Annotated in this window: 11 protein-coding genes and 1 pseudogene; 5 read left to right on the forward strand and 7 right to left on the reverse strand. The window is 51.1% G+C overall.

Annotated features, from left to right (window positions below):
• Positions 1 to 58 precede the first annotated feature (58 nt).
• The 3 genes and pseudogenes from AC6R1O_RS17090 (at position 59) to AC6R1O_RS17100 (ending at position 4,791) form a co-directional block, all read left to right on the forward strand.
• On the forward strand, positions 59 to 1,516 hold the full coding sequence (locus AC6R1O_RS17090; protein WP_500657478.1) for a coniferyl aldehyde dehydrogenase: 1,458 nt from the start codon (positions 59 to 61) through the stop codon (positions 1,514 to 1,516).
• 94 nt (positions 1,517 to 1,610) lie between these two features.
• Positions 1,611 to 3,158 (forward strand): long-chain-fatty-acid--CoA ligase, encoded by a 1,548-nt coding sequence (locus AC6R1O_RS17095; protein WP_500657479.1) that lies wholly within the window; start codon positions 1,611 to 1,613, stop codon positions 3,156 to 3,158.
• Positions 3,158 to 4,791: pseudogene (locus AC6R1O_RS17100) on the forward strand (GMC family oxidoreductase). The gene AC6R1O_RS17095 and the pseudogene AC6R1O_RS17100 overlap by 1 nt, the downstream one beginning before the upstream one ends.
• A gap of 102 nt (positions 4,792 to 4,893) precedes the next feature.
• Here AC6R1O_RS17100 and AC6R1O_RS17105 read toward each other — a convergent pair.
• The 6 genes from AC6R1O_RS17105 to AC6R1O_RS17130 all read right to left on the reverse strand — a co-directional run bounded on the left by AC6R1O_RS17105 (position 4,894) and on the right by AC6R1O_RS17130 (position 11,130).
• Positions 4,894 to 5,871, reverse strand: a complete 978-nt coding sequence (locus AC6R1O_RS17105; RefSeq protein WP_500631918.1) for an alpha-L-glutamate ligase-like protein — start codon at positions 5,869 to 5,871, stop codon at positions 4,894 to 4,896.
• 3 nt (positions 5,872 to 5,874) lie between these two features.
• Positions 5,875 to 7,380 (reverse strand): inactive transglutaminase family protein, encoded by a 1,506-nt coding sequence (locus AC6R1O_RS17110; protein ID WP_500625832.1) that lies wholly within the window; start codon positions 7,378 to 7,380, stop codon positions 5,875 to 5,877.
• A 12-nt stretch (positions 7,381 to 7,392) separates the two neighbouring features.
• Positions 7,393 to 8,133 carry an ATP-dependent zinc protease family protein gene (locus tag AC6R1O_RS17115; RefSeq protein WP_500637007.1) on the reverse strand — a complete coding sequence of 247 codons (741 nt, stop codon included), beginning with the start codon at positions 8,131 to 8,133 and terminating at the stop codon, positions 7,393 to 7,395.
• A 160-nt stretch (positions 8,134 to 8,293) separates the two neighbouring features.
• On the reverse strand, positions 8,294 to 9,268 hold the full coding sequence (gene cmoB / locus AC6R1O_RS17120; protein ID WP_500637006.1) for a tRNA 5-methoxyuridine(34)/uridine 5-oxyacetic acid(34) synthase CmoB: 975 nt from the start codon (positions 9,266 to 9,268) through the stop codon (positions 8,294 to 8,296).
• 140 nt (positions 9,269 to 9,408) lie between these two features.
• Positions 9,409 to 10,146: a carboxy-S-adenosyl-L-methionine synthase CmoA gene (cmoA, locus tag AC6R1O_RS17125; protein WP_487902693.1), complete on the reverse strand. Its 738-nt coding sequence runs from the start codon at positions 10,144 to 10,146 to the stop codon at positions 9,409 to 9,411.
• A gap of 102 nt (positions 10,147 to 10,248) precedes the next feature.
• Positions 10,249 to 11,130 carry a DUF72 domain-containing protein gene (locus AC6R1O_RS17130; RefSeq protein ID WP_500637005.1) on the reverse strand — a complete coding sequence of 294 codons (882 nt, stop codon included), beginning with the start codon at positions 11,128 to 11,130 and terminating at the stop codon, positions 10,249 to 10,251.
• A 269-nt stretch (positions 11,131 to 11,399) separates the two neighbouring features.
• Here AC6R1O_RS17130 and aspS point away from each other — a divergent pair, with 269 nt between their 5' ends.
• Positions 11,400 to 13,172 (forward strand): aspartate--tRNA ligase, encoded by a 1,773-nt coding sequence (aspS, locus tag AC6R1O_RS17135; protein WP_500631922.1) that lies wholly within the window; start codon positions 11,400 to 11,402, stop codon positions 13,170 to 13,172.
• 107 nt (positions 13,173 to 13,279) lie between these two features.
• Here the strand turns inward: aspS and AC6R1O_RS17140 are convergent, their stop codons facing one another.
• Positions 13,280 to 13,972: a pseudouridine synthase gene (locus AC6R1O_RS17140; RefSeq protein ID WP_500637004.1), complete on the reverse strand. Its 693-nt coding sequence runs from the start codon at positions 13,970 to 13,972 to the stop codon at positions 13,280 to 13,282.
• A gap of 346 nt (positions 13,973 to 14,318) precedes the next feature.
• Between AC6R1O_RS17140 and AC6R1O_RS17145 the strand changes: the two genes are divergently transcribed.
• Positions 14,319 to 16,544 carry an NADP-dependent isocitrate dehydrogenase gene (locus AC6R1O_RS17145; RefSeq protein WP_500637003.1) on the forward strand — a complete coding sequence of 742 codons (2,226 nt, stop codon included), beginning with the start codon at positions 14,319 to 14,321 and terminating at the stop codon, positions 16,542 to 16,544.
• Positions 16,545 to 16,633 lie beyond the last annotated feature (89 nt).

The following is a 16,633-nucleotide window of genomic DNA, read 5'->3' on the forward strand; positions in this document are numbered from 1 at the left end:
CTAGGTGGCATGTTAACAAAATGTTGTAATACTTGTGTCAGTACCACGAGAATCGATTATGAATGCATTAGTACACCCTCAAACACCTCATGATGTTATTTCACCCTCAGACCAAGATCTGCAGCAATGGTTTGATGCGTTGAGCACGGCCTATCGCAACGAACCCATGCCGTCACTGGATGTGCGTAAGCAGCGTTTAGTGGCGTTGAAAACTCAGTTGCGCCGCTATCAAGATAGATTAGCTCAAGCGATGAGTGATGATTTTGGTGGGCGCAGTGAGACCGAATCTAAGATGGCGGATGTGTTGGCACCGATATTGGACATCAACCATGTTCTTCGTCACTTGAAAGGTTGGATGAAAGCCAAGCGTCGCCCGACGGAGTGGCTATTTAAAGGCAACAAATTGCAAATACGCTACCAACCGAAAGGGGTGGTGGGCATCATTTGTCCGTGGAACTTTCCGGTTTATCTCTCTATTGGGCCTATGATCACCGCATTGGCTGCGGGTAATCGCTGCATGATTAAAATGCCGCCCAACTGTCCCAATACCACCCGTGTATTGAGCCAAATGTTGGCGGAAATTTACTCAAACGATCTGGTGCGGATTGTCCCCGGCGATCACCCGCAAGCGATGGACATATCGCATCTGCCGTTCAATCACTTGGTGTTCACCGGTTCGCCGAGCAGCGGCAAGATCATTATGGCCAATGCTGCGGCCAATTTAACGCCGGTCACATTGGAGCTCGGCGGTAAGTCTCCCGCTATTGTGGCGCCAGATTATGACGTCACCAAAGCGGCGAAGCGTTTGGCGCACGGCAAAGGCTTTAACTCAGGGCAAATTTGTATCGCTCCCGATTATGCGTTTGTCCATGAGAGCAAGCTAGAGGCGTTTGTCGACGCGCTGTGTGATGCCCATGTAGCTATGTATCAGCAAATCAGTGGCAATGCTGATTACACCTCTTTGGTGGATGAGCCACAACATCAACGCTTCCATGCGCTGCTCGAGGATGCGAAACAGAAAGGCGCTAACATCATTCAATGTTTGCCCGAAGGGGAAGGGCGCAAGACGCCGCTTTATATTGCCACGAATCTCAGCAGCGATATGCGTATCTGCCAGGAAGAGATCTTTGGCCCACTGCTTCCGGTGCACAGCTACAAAAACATCGAGCAGGTGGTGGAGTACATCAACAATCGACCTAGACCGCTTGCTTGCTATTTGTTTACCCACAGTGGCTCGCTGCGCGATGACATTCTTTGCCAAACACACAGTGGCGGCGTCACCGTGAACGATTGGGGCTGGCATGTCCTCAACCACTCGGTCCCGTTTGGCGGCATAGGCAATTCAGGTATCGGTAACTACCACGGCGAAGAAGGATTTCGCGAGCTTAGCCACGCGCGCAGCGTACTGCAAATGCGCGAGTGGTTCCCTATTTCGTTGTTTTCACCGCCCTACGGCACTTGGGTGCAGAAGCTCGTGGTGAAGCTATTTGTCGGCAAATCCGACCCAACGGTTTAAATCGACCCTCTCCCCGAGAAGGGGAATACCCTACACACAATAACAAACTTACGGGCCGCATCGTCTTGATGCGGCTAAGATAAGGAGATCCCGCATGCACAACTTGGCTGTCAATCTGGAGCGTAATGCCGCGCTCTTTGCTTCTCATCCTGCGCTCAAACTGGCGAACAACGTTATCACCTACCAACAGCTCGACATCATGGCGGGTAAGGTGGCGCGTCACTTGGCTGAGCTTGGTCTCGAGCCGGGGGATAAAGTCGCGCTATCGTGCCCCAATATTCACTACTTTCCGGTGGCCTATTACGGCATTTTAAAAGCTGGGTGCGTGGTGGTGCCGATGAATGTGCTCTTTAAAGCGCGCGAAATTGCCTATCACCTAAACGATTCAGAGGCCAAAGCGTACCTTTGTTTCGATGGCAACGACGCGCTGCCGATGGGCCAATACGGCCGAGACGGTTTTCATGCCGCACAAGGCTGTCAGCACTATATCGCCATGCCACAAGGTAAAGTGGGCGAGCATTCGTTGGAAGCGTGGTTGGCATCGGACGTCGAGCCGCTAGAGTCGGTTGTGCGTCAAGGCGATGACAGTGCGGTGATTCTCTACACTTCAGGTACGACAGGGCAGCCTAAAGGGGCAGAGCTGTCACACACCAACATGCTCACCAATGCGATGGCATCACAAAACTTGATGCGCTTGCAACGTGATGACACCACCATCGCCACCTTGCCGCTCTTCCACAGTTTTGGTCAGACGGTGATGATGAACGCCACCTTGATGATTGGTGGTTGTATGGTGCTGGTGCCTCGCTTTGATCCCAAACAGGTTATTGAAGACGTCATTAGCCACAAAGTCAGCGTATTTGCTGGCGTGCCTACCATGTACATTGCGCTGCTCAGCGCGGGGCAAGCGGATACCGAAGTGGCGCACAAACTTAAAGAGAGTTTGCGCCTAGGCGTGTCTGGCGGTGCTTCACTACCGGTTGAAGTGCTGCGCCAGTTTGAGGCGCTGTTTGAAGTGCCTATCCTTGAAGGTTATGGCCTGTCCGAAACCGCGCCGGTGGCGACGTTCAACCACATTGACGGTGAGCGCCTGCCTGGCAGTGTTGGTCAGCCACTGTGTGGCCACATGGTGAAAGTAATCGATTTAGAGGGCAATCGCGTGCCGTGTGGAGAACTGGGTGAAATCTGCGTGAAAAGCCCGAGTGTGATGAAAGGTTACTACCGCCGCGAAGAGGCCACCGCAGAAGTGATTCAAGATGGCTGGTTTAAAACTGGGGATATTGGCCGTTTAGACGAGCAGCAAAACCTTTTTATTGTTGATCGAGTGAAAGACATGATCATTCGCGGTGGATACAACGTCTACCCACGTGAAATTGAAGAAGTGATGATGTGCCACCCTGCGATTGAGATGGTGGCTGTAGTGGGTGAGCCTGATGAGCGTTTGGGTGAAGAGATCCACGCTCACGTGACGTTAAAACATGACAGTGATCTTGACGCGGATACCCTGGTTCAGTGGTGCCGTGAGCAGTTGGCAGAGTACAAATACCCGCGCCGTATATTTGTTCGTCAATCTTTGCCGATGACAGCAACGGGTAAAATTCTCAAACGGGAGCTGCATCCATGTGATGCCGAGGAGGCGTGATTATGGAATACGATTTTATTGTGGTCGGCGGCGGCTCGGCGGGCTGCGTGATGGCGTCACGTTTAAGTGAAGACCCTAGCATCAGCGTGTGCTTAATTGAGGCTGGCGGTAAAGACAGCAGCGCGGTGATCCACACGCCGGTAGGCGCGGTGGCGATGATGCCGACCAAAATCAATAACTGGGCGTTTGAGACAGTGCCTCAGCCTGGTCTAAATGGTCGCAAAGGCTATCAGCCACGTGGAAAAACGCTCGGTGGTTCAAGCTCCATCAACGCCATGATGTACGCACGCGGCCATCGCTATGATTACGACCTTTGGGCAAGCCTAGGCAATCTCGGCTGGAGCTACAACGAGTGCCTGCCGTACTTTAAAAAGGCAGAGCATAATGAGCAGCACGTCGACGCCTATCATGGACAAGGTGGACCGCTTAACGTCAGCAACTTGCGTTCACCGAGTCCGCTACTAGAGCGTTTTCTTGATGGGTGTGAATCCATCGGGGTGCCAAGAAATCATGACATCAATGGTGCAGAGCAGTTTGGCGCTATGGTCACCCAAGTGACGCAAAAAAACGGTGAACGCTGCAGCGCGGCAAAAGGGTATCTCACGCCGAACTTACATCGCTCAAATCTCACCGTGATTACCCGAGCCACGACCCGAAATTGCTGCTTGAAGAGAAGCGTGCGGTGGGTGTGGAGTACCAGCACAAGGGTAAGGTGTACCAAATTCGAGCACGTAAAGAGGTGATTTTGAGCGCCGGAGCCTTTGGCTCGCCGCAAATTATGCTGTTGTCGGGCATAGGCGCCAAGAGCGATGTTGAACCGCACGGGCTGACTCACCACCACCATCTACCCGGCGTGGGAGAAAACTTGCAAGATCACATCGACCTTGTCCATAGCTATAAAACCAGCGCCAAGAAAGAGACCTTTGGTGTGTCGCTCTCTATGGCGGCTGAGATGAGCAAGGCGCTGCCTGAGTGGATGTCTGAGCGCAAAGGTAAGCTTAGCAGCAACTTTGCCGAAGGAATTGCGTTCGCGTACTCCGAACCTGAGCTCGATGTGCCGGACCTTGAGTTTGTGTTTGTGGTCGCGGTGGTCGATGACCACGCAAGAAAAATCCACACCAGTCACGGTTTCAGTTGCCATGTCACTGTGCTAAGGCCGAAAAGCCGTGGCACCGTTAAGCTGGCGAGCGCTGACCCGACTCACGCCCCATTAATTGATCCGCTATTTTTTGCTGACCCAGACGATATGGAAGTGATGAAGCGTGGCTGGAAGTTGCAGCATCGCATGCTAAACAGCCGTGCGTTTGACGAGGTGAGGGGGGAGAACTTTTATCCGGTCGATATCACCGATGATGCGCAAATCGAACAAGACATTCGTAATCGCGCCGATACCCAGTATCACCCAGTCGGTACTTGTAAAATGGGGCCCAGCAGCGATGAGTATGCGGTAGTGGACGCCGACCTCAAGGTACACGGCTTAGAAGGGCTGCGGGTGGTGGATGCGTCGGTGATGCCGACCTTGGTGGGCGCGAATACCAACGCCCCGACCATCATGATTGCCGAGCAAGCTGCGGATAAAATTCAGCGTCAATATGGCCTGCTGTCTACCTCTGACGTGCGCGCCGCGAGCTAATGTGACACCCGAGGTCGACAAGACACAAAAGACCAGAAACAAAAATAGCCGCTAAGCGGCTATTTTTTATTGGAGGTTTAAGGCAACTTAGACATTAAGGAATCAAGCAGGAATTTCGTTGGCGAAAATTCCAAACTGTTTCGCGGCATAGGCGACGCGCTCTTCCGGTGTAGGGTAACGGATAGCCGTGCCCATGTTTTCAATGTGACGCAGCCTTGGTAGCAGTCCGCTGCCGTTCGCGATCTGAATTGCCAGACCGGGGCGCGCGTTGAGCTCGAGCACCATCGGCCCCTCTTCTTTGTCGAGCACCATGTCGGTGCCCATGTAACCGAGACCGGTCATCTCCCAAGCACTAGAAGCCAGCACCAGAAGGCGCTCCCAATGAGGCACTTGTAGGGTCGCCAGCTCTTTGCCGGTGTCTGGGTGATGAGTAATCGGTTGGTCAAACTGCACCGCTCGCACCGCGCGGCCGGTTGCAATATCGATCCCGACGCCCACGGCGCCTTGGTGCAAGTTCGCTTTGCCATCAGACGCAGCGGTCGAGCAGCGCATCATAGCCATCACTGGGTAGCCTTTAAATACGATGATGCGCACATCGGGCACCCCTTCGTAGCTAAAGCCATCAAAGCAATCATCAAATTTGATCAGATTTTCAACCACGGCGACATCGTTCTTGCCACCGAGCGAGAAGAGCCCAGCGAGGGCATTACTGATGTGACGTTCGACATCTTCTTTATTGATGGTGGCACCGGAAGGCTTGGTGTAGACGCCATCCTTATGAGAGGTGATAACAAGGATCCCCTTGCCACCACTGCCTTGTGCTGGCTTGATAACAAAACCAGGCCAATCGAGCACCATATTGTGAATACGTTTGACTTCGGCTTGGTTACTGATAACGCCGATAAGCTTCGGTGTCGTCGCGCCATGCATCTCGGCAATGATCTTGGTTTTCAGCTTATCGTCCACCAAGGGGTATTTTGAACGGTCATTGTAGCGACCAATATAACTGTGGTTACGTTGGTTCATGCCCATAATGCCCTTGTGGCGCAGCTTACTCGGAGAGGTAAAACGTGAAAACATCGTTCAGTCCTCCGCTAATGGCTTAAAACGACGCAGCTCAGTCAGACGGTATCCAGTGTAGGTACCGAGTAACAAAATACCGCCCAGTACGATCAGTTGCAGACCAATAAAGTTAAAGGTCAGGTGTTGAATGTAAGGGTTGGTCATCGCTAGGTAGACCAGTACAGCAGTCAGTAGCGAGCCCCCACCTTGCAATACTACCTCTTTAGCGCCTTCCTCTTCCCAGAGAATCGACATGCGTTCAATAGTCCAAGATAGGATGATCATTGGGAAGAAGGTGATCGAGAGACCTTCGGTCAAGCCAATCTTAAATGCCACCACGGTAAACACCGAGATGATCATAATCACCGTGATGATGACCGCCGAAATCCGCGCCACCAAAAGCAGGTTGAGCTTAGAGAGATAGCTGCGGATAACCAAGCCAGTACCGACGATCAATAGGAAGCCGACAATACCGGTCACAAGCTGAGTTTGCACAAAGGCGACCGCAATCAGAACGGGCATAAAGGTGCCGGAGGTTTTCAGACCAATCAGCACGCGTAAGAAAACCACAATCAAGGCGCCAATCGGGATCAGCATGATGGTTTTGAACATGGCTTGCTCTTCTAGTGGCAAGCTATGAATAGAGAAGTTGAGTAAACCGTCGGCCTGCACTTTGTCCATCGTCGCTTGAGACGGCGAGACTTCCTGAGCAATCATGGAGAAGTGGACTTGACTGTTTTGACCGCCAATCAAATCAAGTAGCGAGACGTTCGATTCATCCCACACCAGAATGTTCTCTGCGGTGACTTGGCTCGCTTTGCTTGGGTTGAACAGCACCCAACTTTTGCCATCCCACACTTGGTTCATCTGCTGAATGCTTTGGCGACGACGGCCATCTTCCAGCTCGATAACACCGACGACTTTACTTGGGATATCCGCATAGGCGAGCAGTTTGCTTACTGCTTCAACTTTAGACATGCGATTGAGAATTAACGCTGCGTTCTGGCTGTCTGAATCGTTGATGGATTTGATCAGTTCACGGGTAAAGGTGATGTCATCGGCAGAGCGTTGATTAGCGAGTTCAATCAATGCATTAGCCGCTGCTTCGACAGGACCATCGAAAGTGGGTTTGGTGGTGGCGGCAACAGGTGGAATCGGATCGACGTCGGCTTGCGGGTCAACCAAAAACTGCGCTTTGTAGTAGATGGTTTGCGCGCCGCTCGCTTGGCGAATGGACCACTCGGCACGGCGCCCGGTTTCGGTGTCGATGTAGGAAACACCATAGCCTGGAGAAGATGACGACTCGCTAATCAGGGTAAAACCCGATTGTGTATGAGGCGCAGCAAGGGAGGCTTTGACGGGCTTATTTTGCGCATTAAATTCAATACGAGCCTCGATATCCCAGACTTGGCGCGTTTCTCCTGGCGTCCAAGGCACACCATAGCTTTGGTGGCGAAATAGACTCAGCGCAATCCCTACGCAGATCAGGACAACCACTGAAATATAAAAAGGGACTTTTGACGTCATACTGTTACCTTATTATTTTTTTGCAACTTCCGTGTGAATGTACTTCTTGCTGACATCGACGACGGCGATGTCACGGATGAATTCACGACCTAGAAGAACAGGATGACTCATTTGAGAGCGATCTGCCAATGTAAACTGCGCTTTTTCATGAATTTTTCCAAGTTTGACCCAAAGTTCAACCACGACTCGTCGCTCCAGTTCTTCATTGGTGGATTGACGAATTTTGACATGGCGAACCACGGGCGCTTCGATCCAGTTGTCATCATTTAACTCTGTGACACCATCGGAGAGGTGGAAGCGAACCCAGTTTTTGCCGTTGCGCTCAAACTCCGCAATGTCGACAGCATTGAGTGACGAGGTCGCAGCGCCGGTGTCAACTCGGGCGTCAAAACGTTGTGAGACGTTGTCTATGGTGACCGTCTCGATTTCTCCCAGCACAATGCGGTTACTTGGGTCAACCTTGACAATTTTCTGCGTGGGCGCTTTGGGTGTGGTTTGTGCTTTGCTCGGTGTGTTGACGCGTTTTTTCAGTTCACCCACCTCACCACCTAACACCAAGACTTGGCCCTCTAGGCTTTCGATGTAGTCGGACTGATTGCTCAGTTGCAGGGCGATGTTTTCGAGCTTGTTATTAAGAGAGGTTTCTTGCGCTGAAATCGCGGCGAGTGTTTCTTGATGGTACGGCTTTTCGTCAGTTGTCGCGCAGCCTGAAAGCACAGCAAGGGCGACAAGCGGAGTCAATCTTGAAAACATTAATCAACCTAAATTGGGCAGTAAAACAGAGATAAAAACAAAGAAATAGTCCCTTACTGACTGGGCGTATTAGGCGGCAGAAAGTAAGGGTTTGGAGAGTAACGATTCGATAGCAAAAATGCGTTAACGTATTGTCAAATCTTTAAGAAATTCGGAATTCCTAGTTGGGTTTCTTCGCCACCAAGATCGCACGTCGTGGCGCCGGATAGCCTTCCACGGTTTTGCTCGGATCGCTTGGGTCTAAATAGTCTGGCAATGAGTTATGCGTCATCCAATCGGTGGTGCGCTGTTCGCCAGTGCTCGTGACGTTTTCATCCACAATACGCACCTGTTCAAAGCCAACCAGTTCCAGCCAGACTTTAAGCGCTTTGGCGGAAGGGAAGAAGTACACATTTCGCATCTGTGCATAGCGAGATGTCGGCACCAATACGGATGTTTCATCGCCTTCGATAACCAGAGTTTCGAGCACCAGCTCTCCGCCTGCCACCAATTGATCTTTAAGTTGGATCAAGTGATCAAGCGGCGAGCGGCGATGGTAGAGCACACCCATGCTAAAGACGGTATCAAAGGCTTCCAGTTTTGGCAGTTGTTCTATACCCAGCGGCAGAAGATGAGCTCGTTGATCACCGCCCATCAGTTTGCGAATCGCTTCAAACTGGATCAAAAACAGGTGTGATGGGTCGATGCCGACCGTAAGACGCGCGCCTTCGCCCAGCATGCGCCACATGTGATAGCCATTGCCACAACCGACATCCAGCACACTACGATTTTTCAGTGGAGAGATATGAGGGAGGACACGATCCCACTTCCAGTCGCTGCGCCACTCAGTATCAATATGGATACCGTGTACGGTGTACGGCCCTTTACGCCAAGGGTGGAAGGTACGCAGTAAGTTTTCGAGTTTCTTTAACTCGCCCTCATGGAATGGCGTGTCATTGCTCAACGTCACCGAATGTTTAACATCGACTTGATCTGGCGCGCCTTCTGGGATCTTGTTCAGTGCTTTTAACCAGCGGCCAAAATCACCGTGTTCGGCATTTTGCCAATCGGTCAACTGCTGTGGTAGAACATTCAGCCAAGGTTGCAGACGCGTGTCTTGAGCGATGAGTTGATAGAAATCGGCAAAATTAAACATGAAAACAAGGTCCTCGTTGATACAGGCATGCCCCTAGATGTTTATGGTTGCTCGCGGCCTCTAGGGACTCGGCGCGTGCAAATGTGGAGATGGGTGTCGTACAACACTATTCGTTGATGGACACCATCTGATCGTGATGACTACTTAATCGCGAACATAGAACCAAAGTTAAAACACTGAAACCAAACGTCAAAACTGCTAAAGCCAATCTTGGCAAAGCGCTCTTTATGCGCTTTGATGGAATCAGGACGCATGACGTTTTCAATCGCGCTGCGCTTTTGGCTGATCTCGAGTTCGCTATAGCCATTGGCGCGTTTAAAGTCATGGTGCAAATCAATTAATAGCTCGTTGGCGCCGACATCATCAAAGACAAATTTCTCTGACAAAATGAGAATACCGCCAGGTCTTAAACCCGCGTAAATCTTCTCTAGCAAACTGTAGCGGTCTTGTGGTGAGAGAAATTGCAGCGTGAAGTTCAAGACCACCACAGACGCGTTGTCGATGTCGATGTGTCGAATATCGGCTTCAACCACCTCAACAGGCGTATCGCTGCGATAGGCGTTGACGTGCAGTTTGCATCGCTCAACCATGGCTTGCGAGTTATCGACAGCGACAATCTTGCAGCCTTCTTGCTGGATGTGGCGACGCATAGAGAGGGTTGCGGCACCCAATGAACAACCTAAATCGTAAATGTTGGAGTGAGGCTTAACGAAGCGCTCGGCCAACATGCCAATCGCTGAAATGATGTTGCTGTAGCCTGGTACCGAGCGCTGGATCATGTCAGGGAACACTTCTGCGACACGTTCATCAAACGTGAAGTCACCAATTTTGTCGATTGGCGCCGAAAAAATGGTATCTGGGTTGCTCTTAGGGTTCATCACACACTCTCGCTACGGACGATGCAAACAGTCAAGCATGCCATCGTCAGATGTCAAAAAAGGCGCGTATTTTATGAGATCTTTGCGCGCTTGTCATGTGACTTAAAACATAGATATTTGCGCGTGGTCGCCTTGGCTTGGAAATGGCGCTAAATCGGGCAATGACACCTGCTGTTGCAAACGTCGATAGAGCTTCGCGGCTAGCTCGGGCGCAACCAGGTTGTCGGCGGTATGGATCATCAGGTAAGGCTGCTTTCCTTCGCCTATCCACTGCGGCAATTTGTCGAGCCAAGGAGTAAAAAAAACGTCATTGAGTGGTTCATCAGGATGGCCAATAAAACGCACCATAGGATGCGCTCCGGTGGCAATGGCGTGCACGGGAACGCGCGGTTTCTTCTCTTGGGCATCAATTAGGGCAGCAAAATAGGGGGAGCGCCTGTCCGGCTGGGTCGAAAAAACAGGGCGACTGTCCATAATGATGCGATCGTAATTGCGCTCCAGCAGCCACTGATTGAGTCGCTTTTCGGCGTCACCTTTGGCGAAAAAGGCGGGGTGGCGCACTTCAACACCGATGGGAAAGTCCGGTGGCAGCATGGCGCAGAAGGCCGACAACTGTGAAAAGTGTTCGGGTCCAAAGGCGGCGGGGAGTTGAATAGTCCATTGCCCAATGCGCGGTATCAGTGGCGCCATAATGTGCATAAAGTCGGCAAGCAGTGCTTGGCAGCCTTGCAACTGATGCTGGTGGGTGATGGCTTTGGGAAGCTTGAAGGTAAAGCGAAAATCATCGTGCGTGGCGGCTTTCCAGTTGCTCACCGTTGATGGCGTTGGCGTGGCGTAAAACGTGGTGTTACCTTCAACGGTATGGAATACCTCAGCATACTTTTCAAGGCGTTGTGAGGCCTGCGTGCCACTACCATAAAACGCCTGCTGCCAGTGGTTGTTTGACCACATTGTCAAGCCTAATCTTAGTGGTAACTTGTCCATACTTCCCTCAATACGCATCGGATGTCTCTACTCTACGAGAGTTTTGAAGAAAAAGGTAATCTGGCGTTATAATCGGGTCAATTTGACGGCGAAATCGGCTTTTTTGGCCATTTGTTGGTGTAAAAATCATCAAAGCACGATAAAACGCAATAAATTGTCGCTGCAACAGTCGATTTAAAATGACTTTCAGCGTATAAATGGACCTTTGCTCTGGCGGCAGTCAGCTAGGGCGTCATCAACTTATTACTAGAGAGATTGGGAATTTCATTATGCGTACCCATTACTGTGGTCACCTGAACAAGTCCCTAGCAGGACAAACTGTAGAACTGTGCGGCTGGGTAAACCGTCGCCGTGATTTAGGCGGTCTTATTTTTATCGATATGCGAGATCGCGAAGGTATCGTACAGGTAGTGGTGGATCCAGACATGGCGGACGCGTACGAAGTGGCGAATACCCTTCGTAGTGAATTCTGTATCAAGCTAACGGGTGAAGTGCGTGTTCGTCCAGAAAGCCAAGTCAACAAAGACATGGCCACCGGTGAAGTTGAGATCCTTGCGAAAGGTCTTGAGATCATCAACCGCAGTGACGTTCTGCCTCTAGACTTCAACCAAAAGAACTCGGAAGAACAACGTCTTAAATACCGTTACCTAGACCTGCGTCGCCCTGAAATGAGCGACCGCATCAAGCTGCGTGCGAAAGCGTCTAGCTTTGTTCGCCGTTTCCTAGACGACAACGGCTTCCTAGACATCGAAACACCTGTACTGACCAAAGCGACACCAGAAGGTGCGCGTGATTACCTAGTACCAAGCCGTGTTCACAAAGGCAGCTTCTACGCGCTTCCTCAGTCTCCACAGCTATTTAAACAGCTGCTGATGATGTCGGGTTTTGACCGTTACTACCAAATCGTTAAGTGTTTCCGTGATGAAGACTTGCGTGCTGACCGTCAACCAGAATTCACTCAGATCGATATCGAAACGTCATTCATGACCGCTGACGAAGTGCGTGCAACCACAGAGAAAATGGTTCGCGACATGTGGCTAGAGCTACTGAACGTTGACCTTGGTGAGTTCCCTGTCATGCCATTTAGCGAAGCGATTCGCCGTTTTGGCTCTGACAAGCCTGATCTACGTAACCCACTAGAGCTTGTTGATGTTGCAGATCTAGTGAAAGACGTTGAGTTCAAAGTCTTCTCTGGTCCAGCCAATGACGAGAAAGGCCGCGTTGCTGTGATTCGCGTACCGGGTGGTGCGTCACTCACTCGTAAACAAATTGACGGCTACGGCGAGTTTGTTGGTATCTATGGTGCGAAAGGTTTGGCATGGATGAAGGTCAACGACCGTGCGGCGGGTATGGAAGGTATCCAATCTCCTGTGGCTAAATTCCTTAGCGAAGAGGTGATCAATGGCATCCTTGAGCGCACGCAAGCGGAATCTGGTGACATTATTTTGTTCGGAGCAGATAAAGCGAACATCGTGGCTGAAGCGCTGGGTGCACTGCGTCTGAAACTGGGCAAAGACCTAGAGCTGACAAAAGAAGGCACTTGGGCGCCTCTATGGGTTGTTGACTTCCCAATGTTTGAAGAAGACGATGAAGGCAACTTGCACGCGATGCACCACCCATTCACATCGCCTCTCGGTGTGACGGCAGAAGAGCTAAAAGCGAACCCTGCAGCGGCGAACTCTAACGCCTACGACATGGTACTCAACGGCTACGAAGTGGGCGGCGGTTCTGTTCGTATCCACAATGCGGAGATGCAAGCGGCGGTATTCGATATTCTTGGTATCGATGCGGATGAGCAACGTCTGAAGTTTGGCTTCCTATTGGACGCACTGAAATTTGGTACGCCGCCGCACGCGGGTCTTGCATTTGGTCTCGACCGTCTTGTGATGCTGTTGTGTGGTACCGAGAACATCCGTGATGTGATTGCGTTCCCGAAAACGACGGCAGCGGCTTGTCTATTGACCGACGCGCCTAGCCTTGCTAACCCTGCCGCGCTTGAAGAGCTAGCGATTGCAGTGACCGCAGCGAAAGATAAAGAGTAATCCCTTTACGGGTGACGAAACCAAAAAAATACCGCTCAATAGAGCGGTATTTTTTTATCCTAAGTTACTCTGAGAGGGTAACGAAGAATCATTTATAACAAGGGCAGTTACAAGTCGACGGTTTGCCACTCGCCTGGCTGCAAATCGCCTAACGTGATGTCACCCATCGAGTAGCGCACAAGCCTAAGAGTCGGGAAGCCGATGTGCGCGGTCATGCGTCTGACTTGGCGATTACGACCTTCGATGATGGTGACGGCGAGCCAAGTCGTTGGAATCGAGGCGCGAAAACGCACCGGCGGGTTGCGCTCCCAAATATCAGGCGCGTCCATGCGTTCGATGGTGGCCGGCAGTGTCATGCCATCTTTTAATTCAACCCCTTGGCGAAGCTTGTCGAGATCCGCATCGCTCGGTTCGCCTTCTACTTGTACCCAATAGGTTTTAGGGGCTTTCGATTTGGGTGAAGTCAGTTTGGCTTGGAAGATGCCGTCATTCGTCAGCACCATCAGCCCTTCACTGTCACGATCGAGTCTTCCAGCGGCGTACACATCTTTAACATCTATGTAGTCGGCTAGGGTTTTTCTTCCCTCCCCATCGGTGAACTGGCTCAAGGTGTCATAGGGTTTATTGAAGACGATCACCTTACGTTCTGATGGCGCGATCTTCGCTCGTTGACTTGGCTTTTTTCTGCGATGTTTAGACGAGCTGCGCTTGGCATCTTGCGCGCCAAACGGTCGTTTTAAACGTGTTTGACCGTTGCGTGGTGAAGCGGGCTGAGACTCGCGTCTTGAGCGTGGTGACATGTTAACTACCTTGCAAAAATGTAAACGAAGTGTGGGCGAAAGTTTCGATCTATCTCGAATTACGCTATGATGTGCGCGCCTCGAATCAGGATTGGCGCACAAGATAATAGACTATTTTGCCGATTTTGTTTAATTATAACGATTACGTTCTCATGGACGCCGAGTCAGCGAAACACAAAGTTTCAACGGCGATGGCCAAACAAAAAAAGAGACATCTAAATCGCAACAAGTGAGGGGATGACGATACCAAGGCAACCACATTCGTGTTGGTATTATCTACTTGTCGCGGACAGACCACAAAAGCCCATGCATCCAATGGGTTTGTCAGAACAAATAGGGAAATTTCATGCCTACAGAAAAGCCTACAATTATTTACACGATCACCGATGAAGCGCCAGCGCTAGCGACCTACTCACTACTGCCAATTATCCAGTCTTTCACTGCCTCCTCAGGCATTGACGTAGACACACGCGATATTTCACTCGCCGGTCGTATCATCGCGAGCTTCCCTGAGCATCTGAAGCCAGAACAGCGTATCGGTGATGCGCTTGCTGAATTGGGCGAGTTGGCGAAAACACCTGATGCCAACATCATTAAACTGCCGAACATTTCGGCGTCTATCCCACAGTTAAAAGCCGCAATTAAAGAGCTGCAAGCCAAAGGCTACAACCTGCCGAACTACCCTGAAGAGCCAAGTACATACGAAGAGGAAGCGATCAAAGCGACCTACGACAAGATCAAAGGCAGTGCAGTGAACCCGGTGCTACGTGAAGGTAACTCTGACCGCCGTGCGCCGCTTTCAGTCAAGAACTACGCAAAGAAAAACCCACATTCAATGGGCGCGTGGTCAAAAGAGTCGAAATCTCATGTCTCGAGTATGGATGACAAAGATTTCTTCGGTAGCGAGAAGTCGGTGACGGTCGAGCATGCGACCAAAGTGACCATCGAATTTGTCGCGAAAGACGGCAGCACAAAACAACTGAAAGCGCCGTTCGCCCTGCAAGATAAAGAGATCATTGATTGCGCGGTGATGAACAAAAACGCACTCGTGGCGTACTTTGAGCAAGAGATTGCAGACGCGAAGCAAAAAGATGTGCTGCTATCACTGCACATGAAAGCGACCATGATGAAAGTCTCTGACCCAGTGATTTTCGGTCATGCCGTGAAAGTCTACTACAAAGACGTGTTTGCTAAGTATGGTGAGCTGTTTGAGAAACTCGGCGTTGATGTCAAAAATGGTATCGGCGATGTGTACAGCAAGATTGAAGCCTTGCCGCAAGATCAAAAAGCCGAGATTGAAGCCGCGCTTCAAGCGGTGTATGAAACTCAACCACCATTAGCTATGGTCGATTCTGATCGCGGTATCACCAACCTTCACGTGCCAAGTGACATCATCGTTGATGCCTCGATGCCGGCTATGCTTCGTGCATCCGGTCAAATGTGGGGCCCTGACGGCAAACAGAAAGACACCAAAGCGATGATTCCAGATCGCAGCTACGCGGGTATCTACCAAGCGGTGATTGATTTCTGTAAAGAGCACGGTGCGTTTGATCCAACCACTATGGGTAGCGTGCCTAACGTGGGTTTGATGGCGCAGAAAGCGGAAGAGTACGGCTCACACGACAAGACCTTTATTCTCGACGCCGATGGTGCTGTCCGTGTTGTTGACACCAACGGCCAGGTGCTGCTTGAGCAATCGGTGGAAGCGGGTGACATCTTCCGTATGTGCCAAGTGAAAGATGCACCGATTCAAGACTGGGTAAAACTTGCGGTGACACGTGCACGCGCAACCGGCGTCCCTGCGGTATTCTGGTTGGATGAAAATCGTGCTCATGATGCTCAGTTGATCAAAAAAGTGAACGCGTACTTACCTGAGCACGACACCTCTGGTCTAGAGATCAAGATCCTTGCACCACTTGAGGCGTGCAAATACTCGCTAGAGCGCATTAAAGAAGGTCTTGATACCATCTCTGTGACAGGTAACGTGCTGCGTGACTACTTGACGGACTTGTTCCCAATTCTTGAGTTGGGAACTTCAGCCAAAATGTTGTCTATCGTACCGCTAATGAACGGCGGTGGTCTGTTTGAAACAGGGGCGGGCGGCAGCGCGCCGAAGCACGTTCAACAGGTGGAAAAAGAGAACCATTTGCGTTGGGATTCATTAGGTGAGTTTTTGGCATTAGCAGCGTCACTGGAACACCTCAGCGTCGTGACAGGCAATGCTAAAGCGCAAGTGCTGGCCGATGCCCTTGATAAGGCGACCGGTGAGTTCCTTGACAACAACAAGTCACCGTCTCGCCGAGTTGGCGAGCTTGATAACCGTGGCAGCCATTACTACCTAGCGAGCTACTGGGCAAAAGCGTTAGCAGAGCAGACCGCTGATGCTGAGCTTGCGGCGGAGTTTGCGCCGATTGCGAAGTCGTTGCAAGACAACGAAGAGGCGATTATCGCTGAGCTCAATGGTGCTCAAGGTGTCGCGGGCGATCTGGGTGGCTACTACGCACCAGTGTTTGAAAAGGCCGCGACGCTAATGCGACCAAGCGCAACACTCAACAGCATCATTAATCGCTAATAGACTGGCGAGCCGATAAACAAAAACCCGCTGACTGAGCGGGTTTTTTATTGCGTTAGATTTGCGGCACCGAAGAATCGGGCGAAGTT

The sequence above is a fragment of the Vibrio sp. R11-SG3-ISO3-SZ genome, assembly GCF_059834345.1.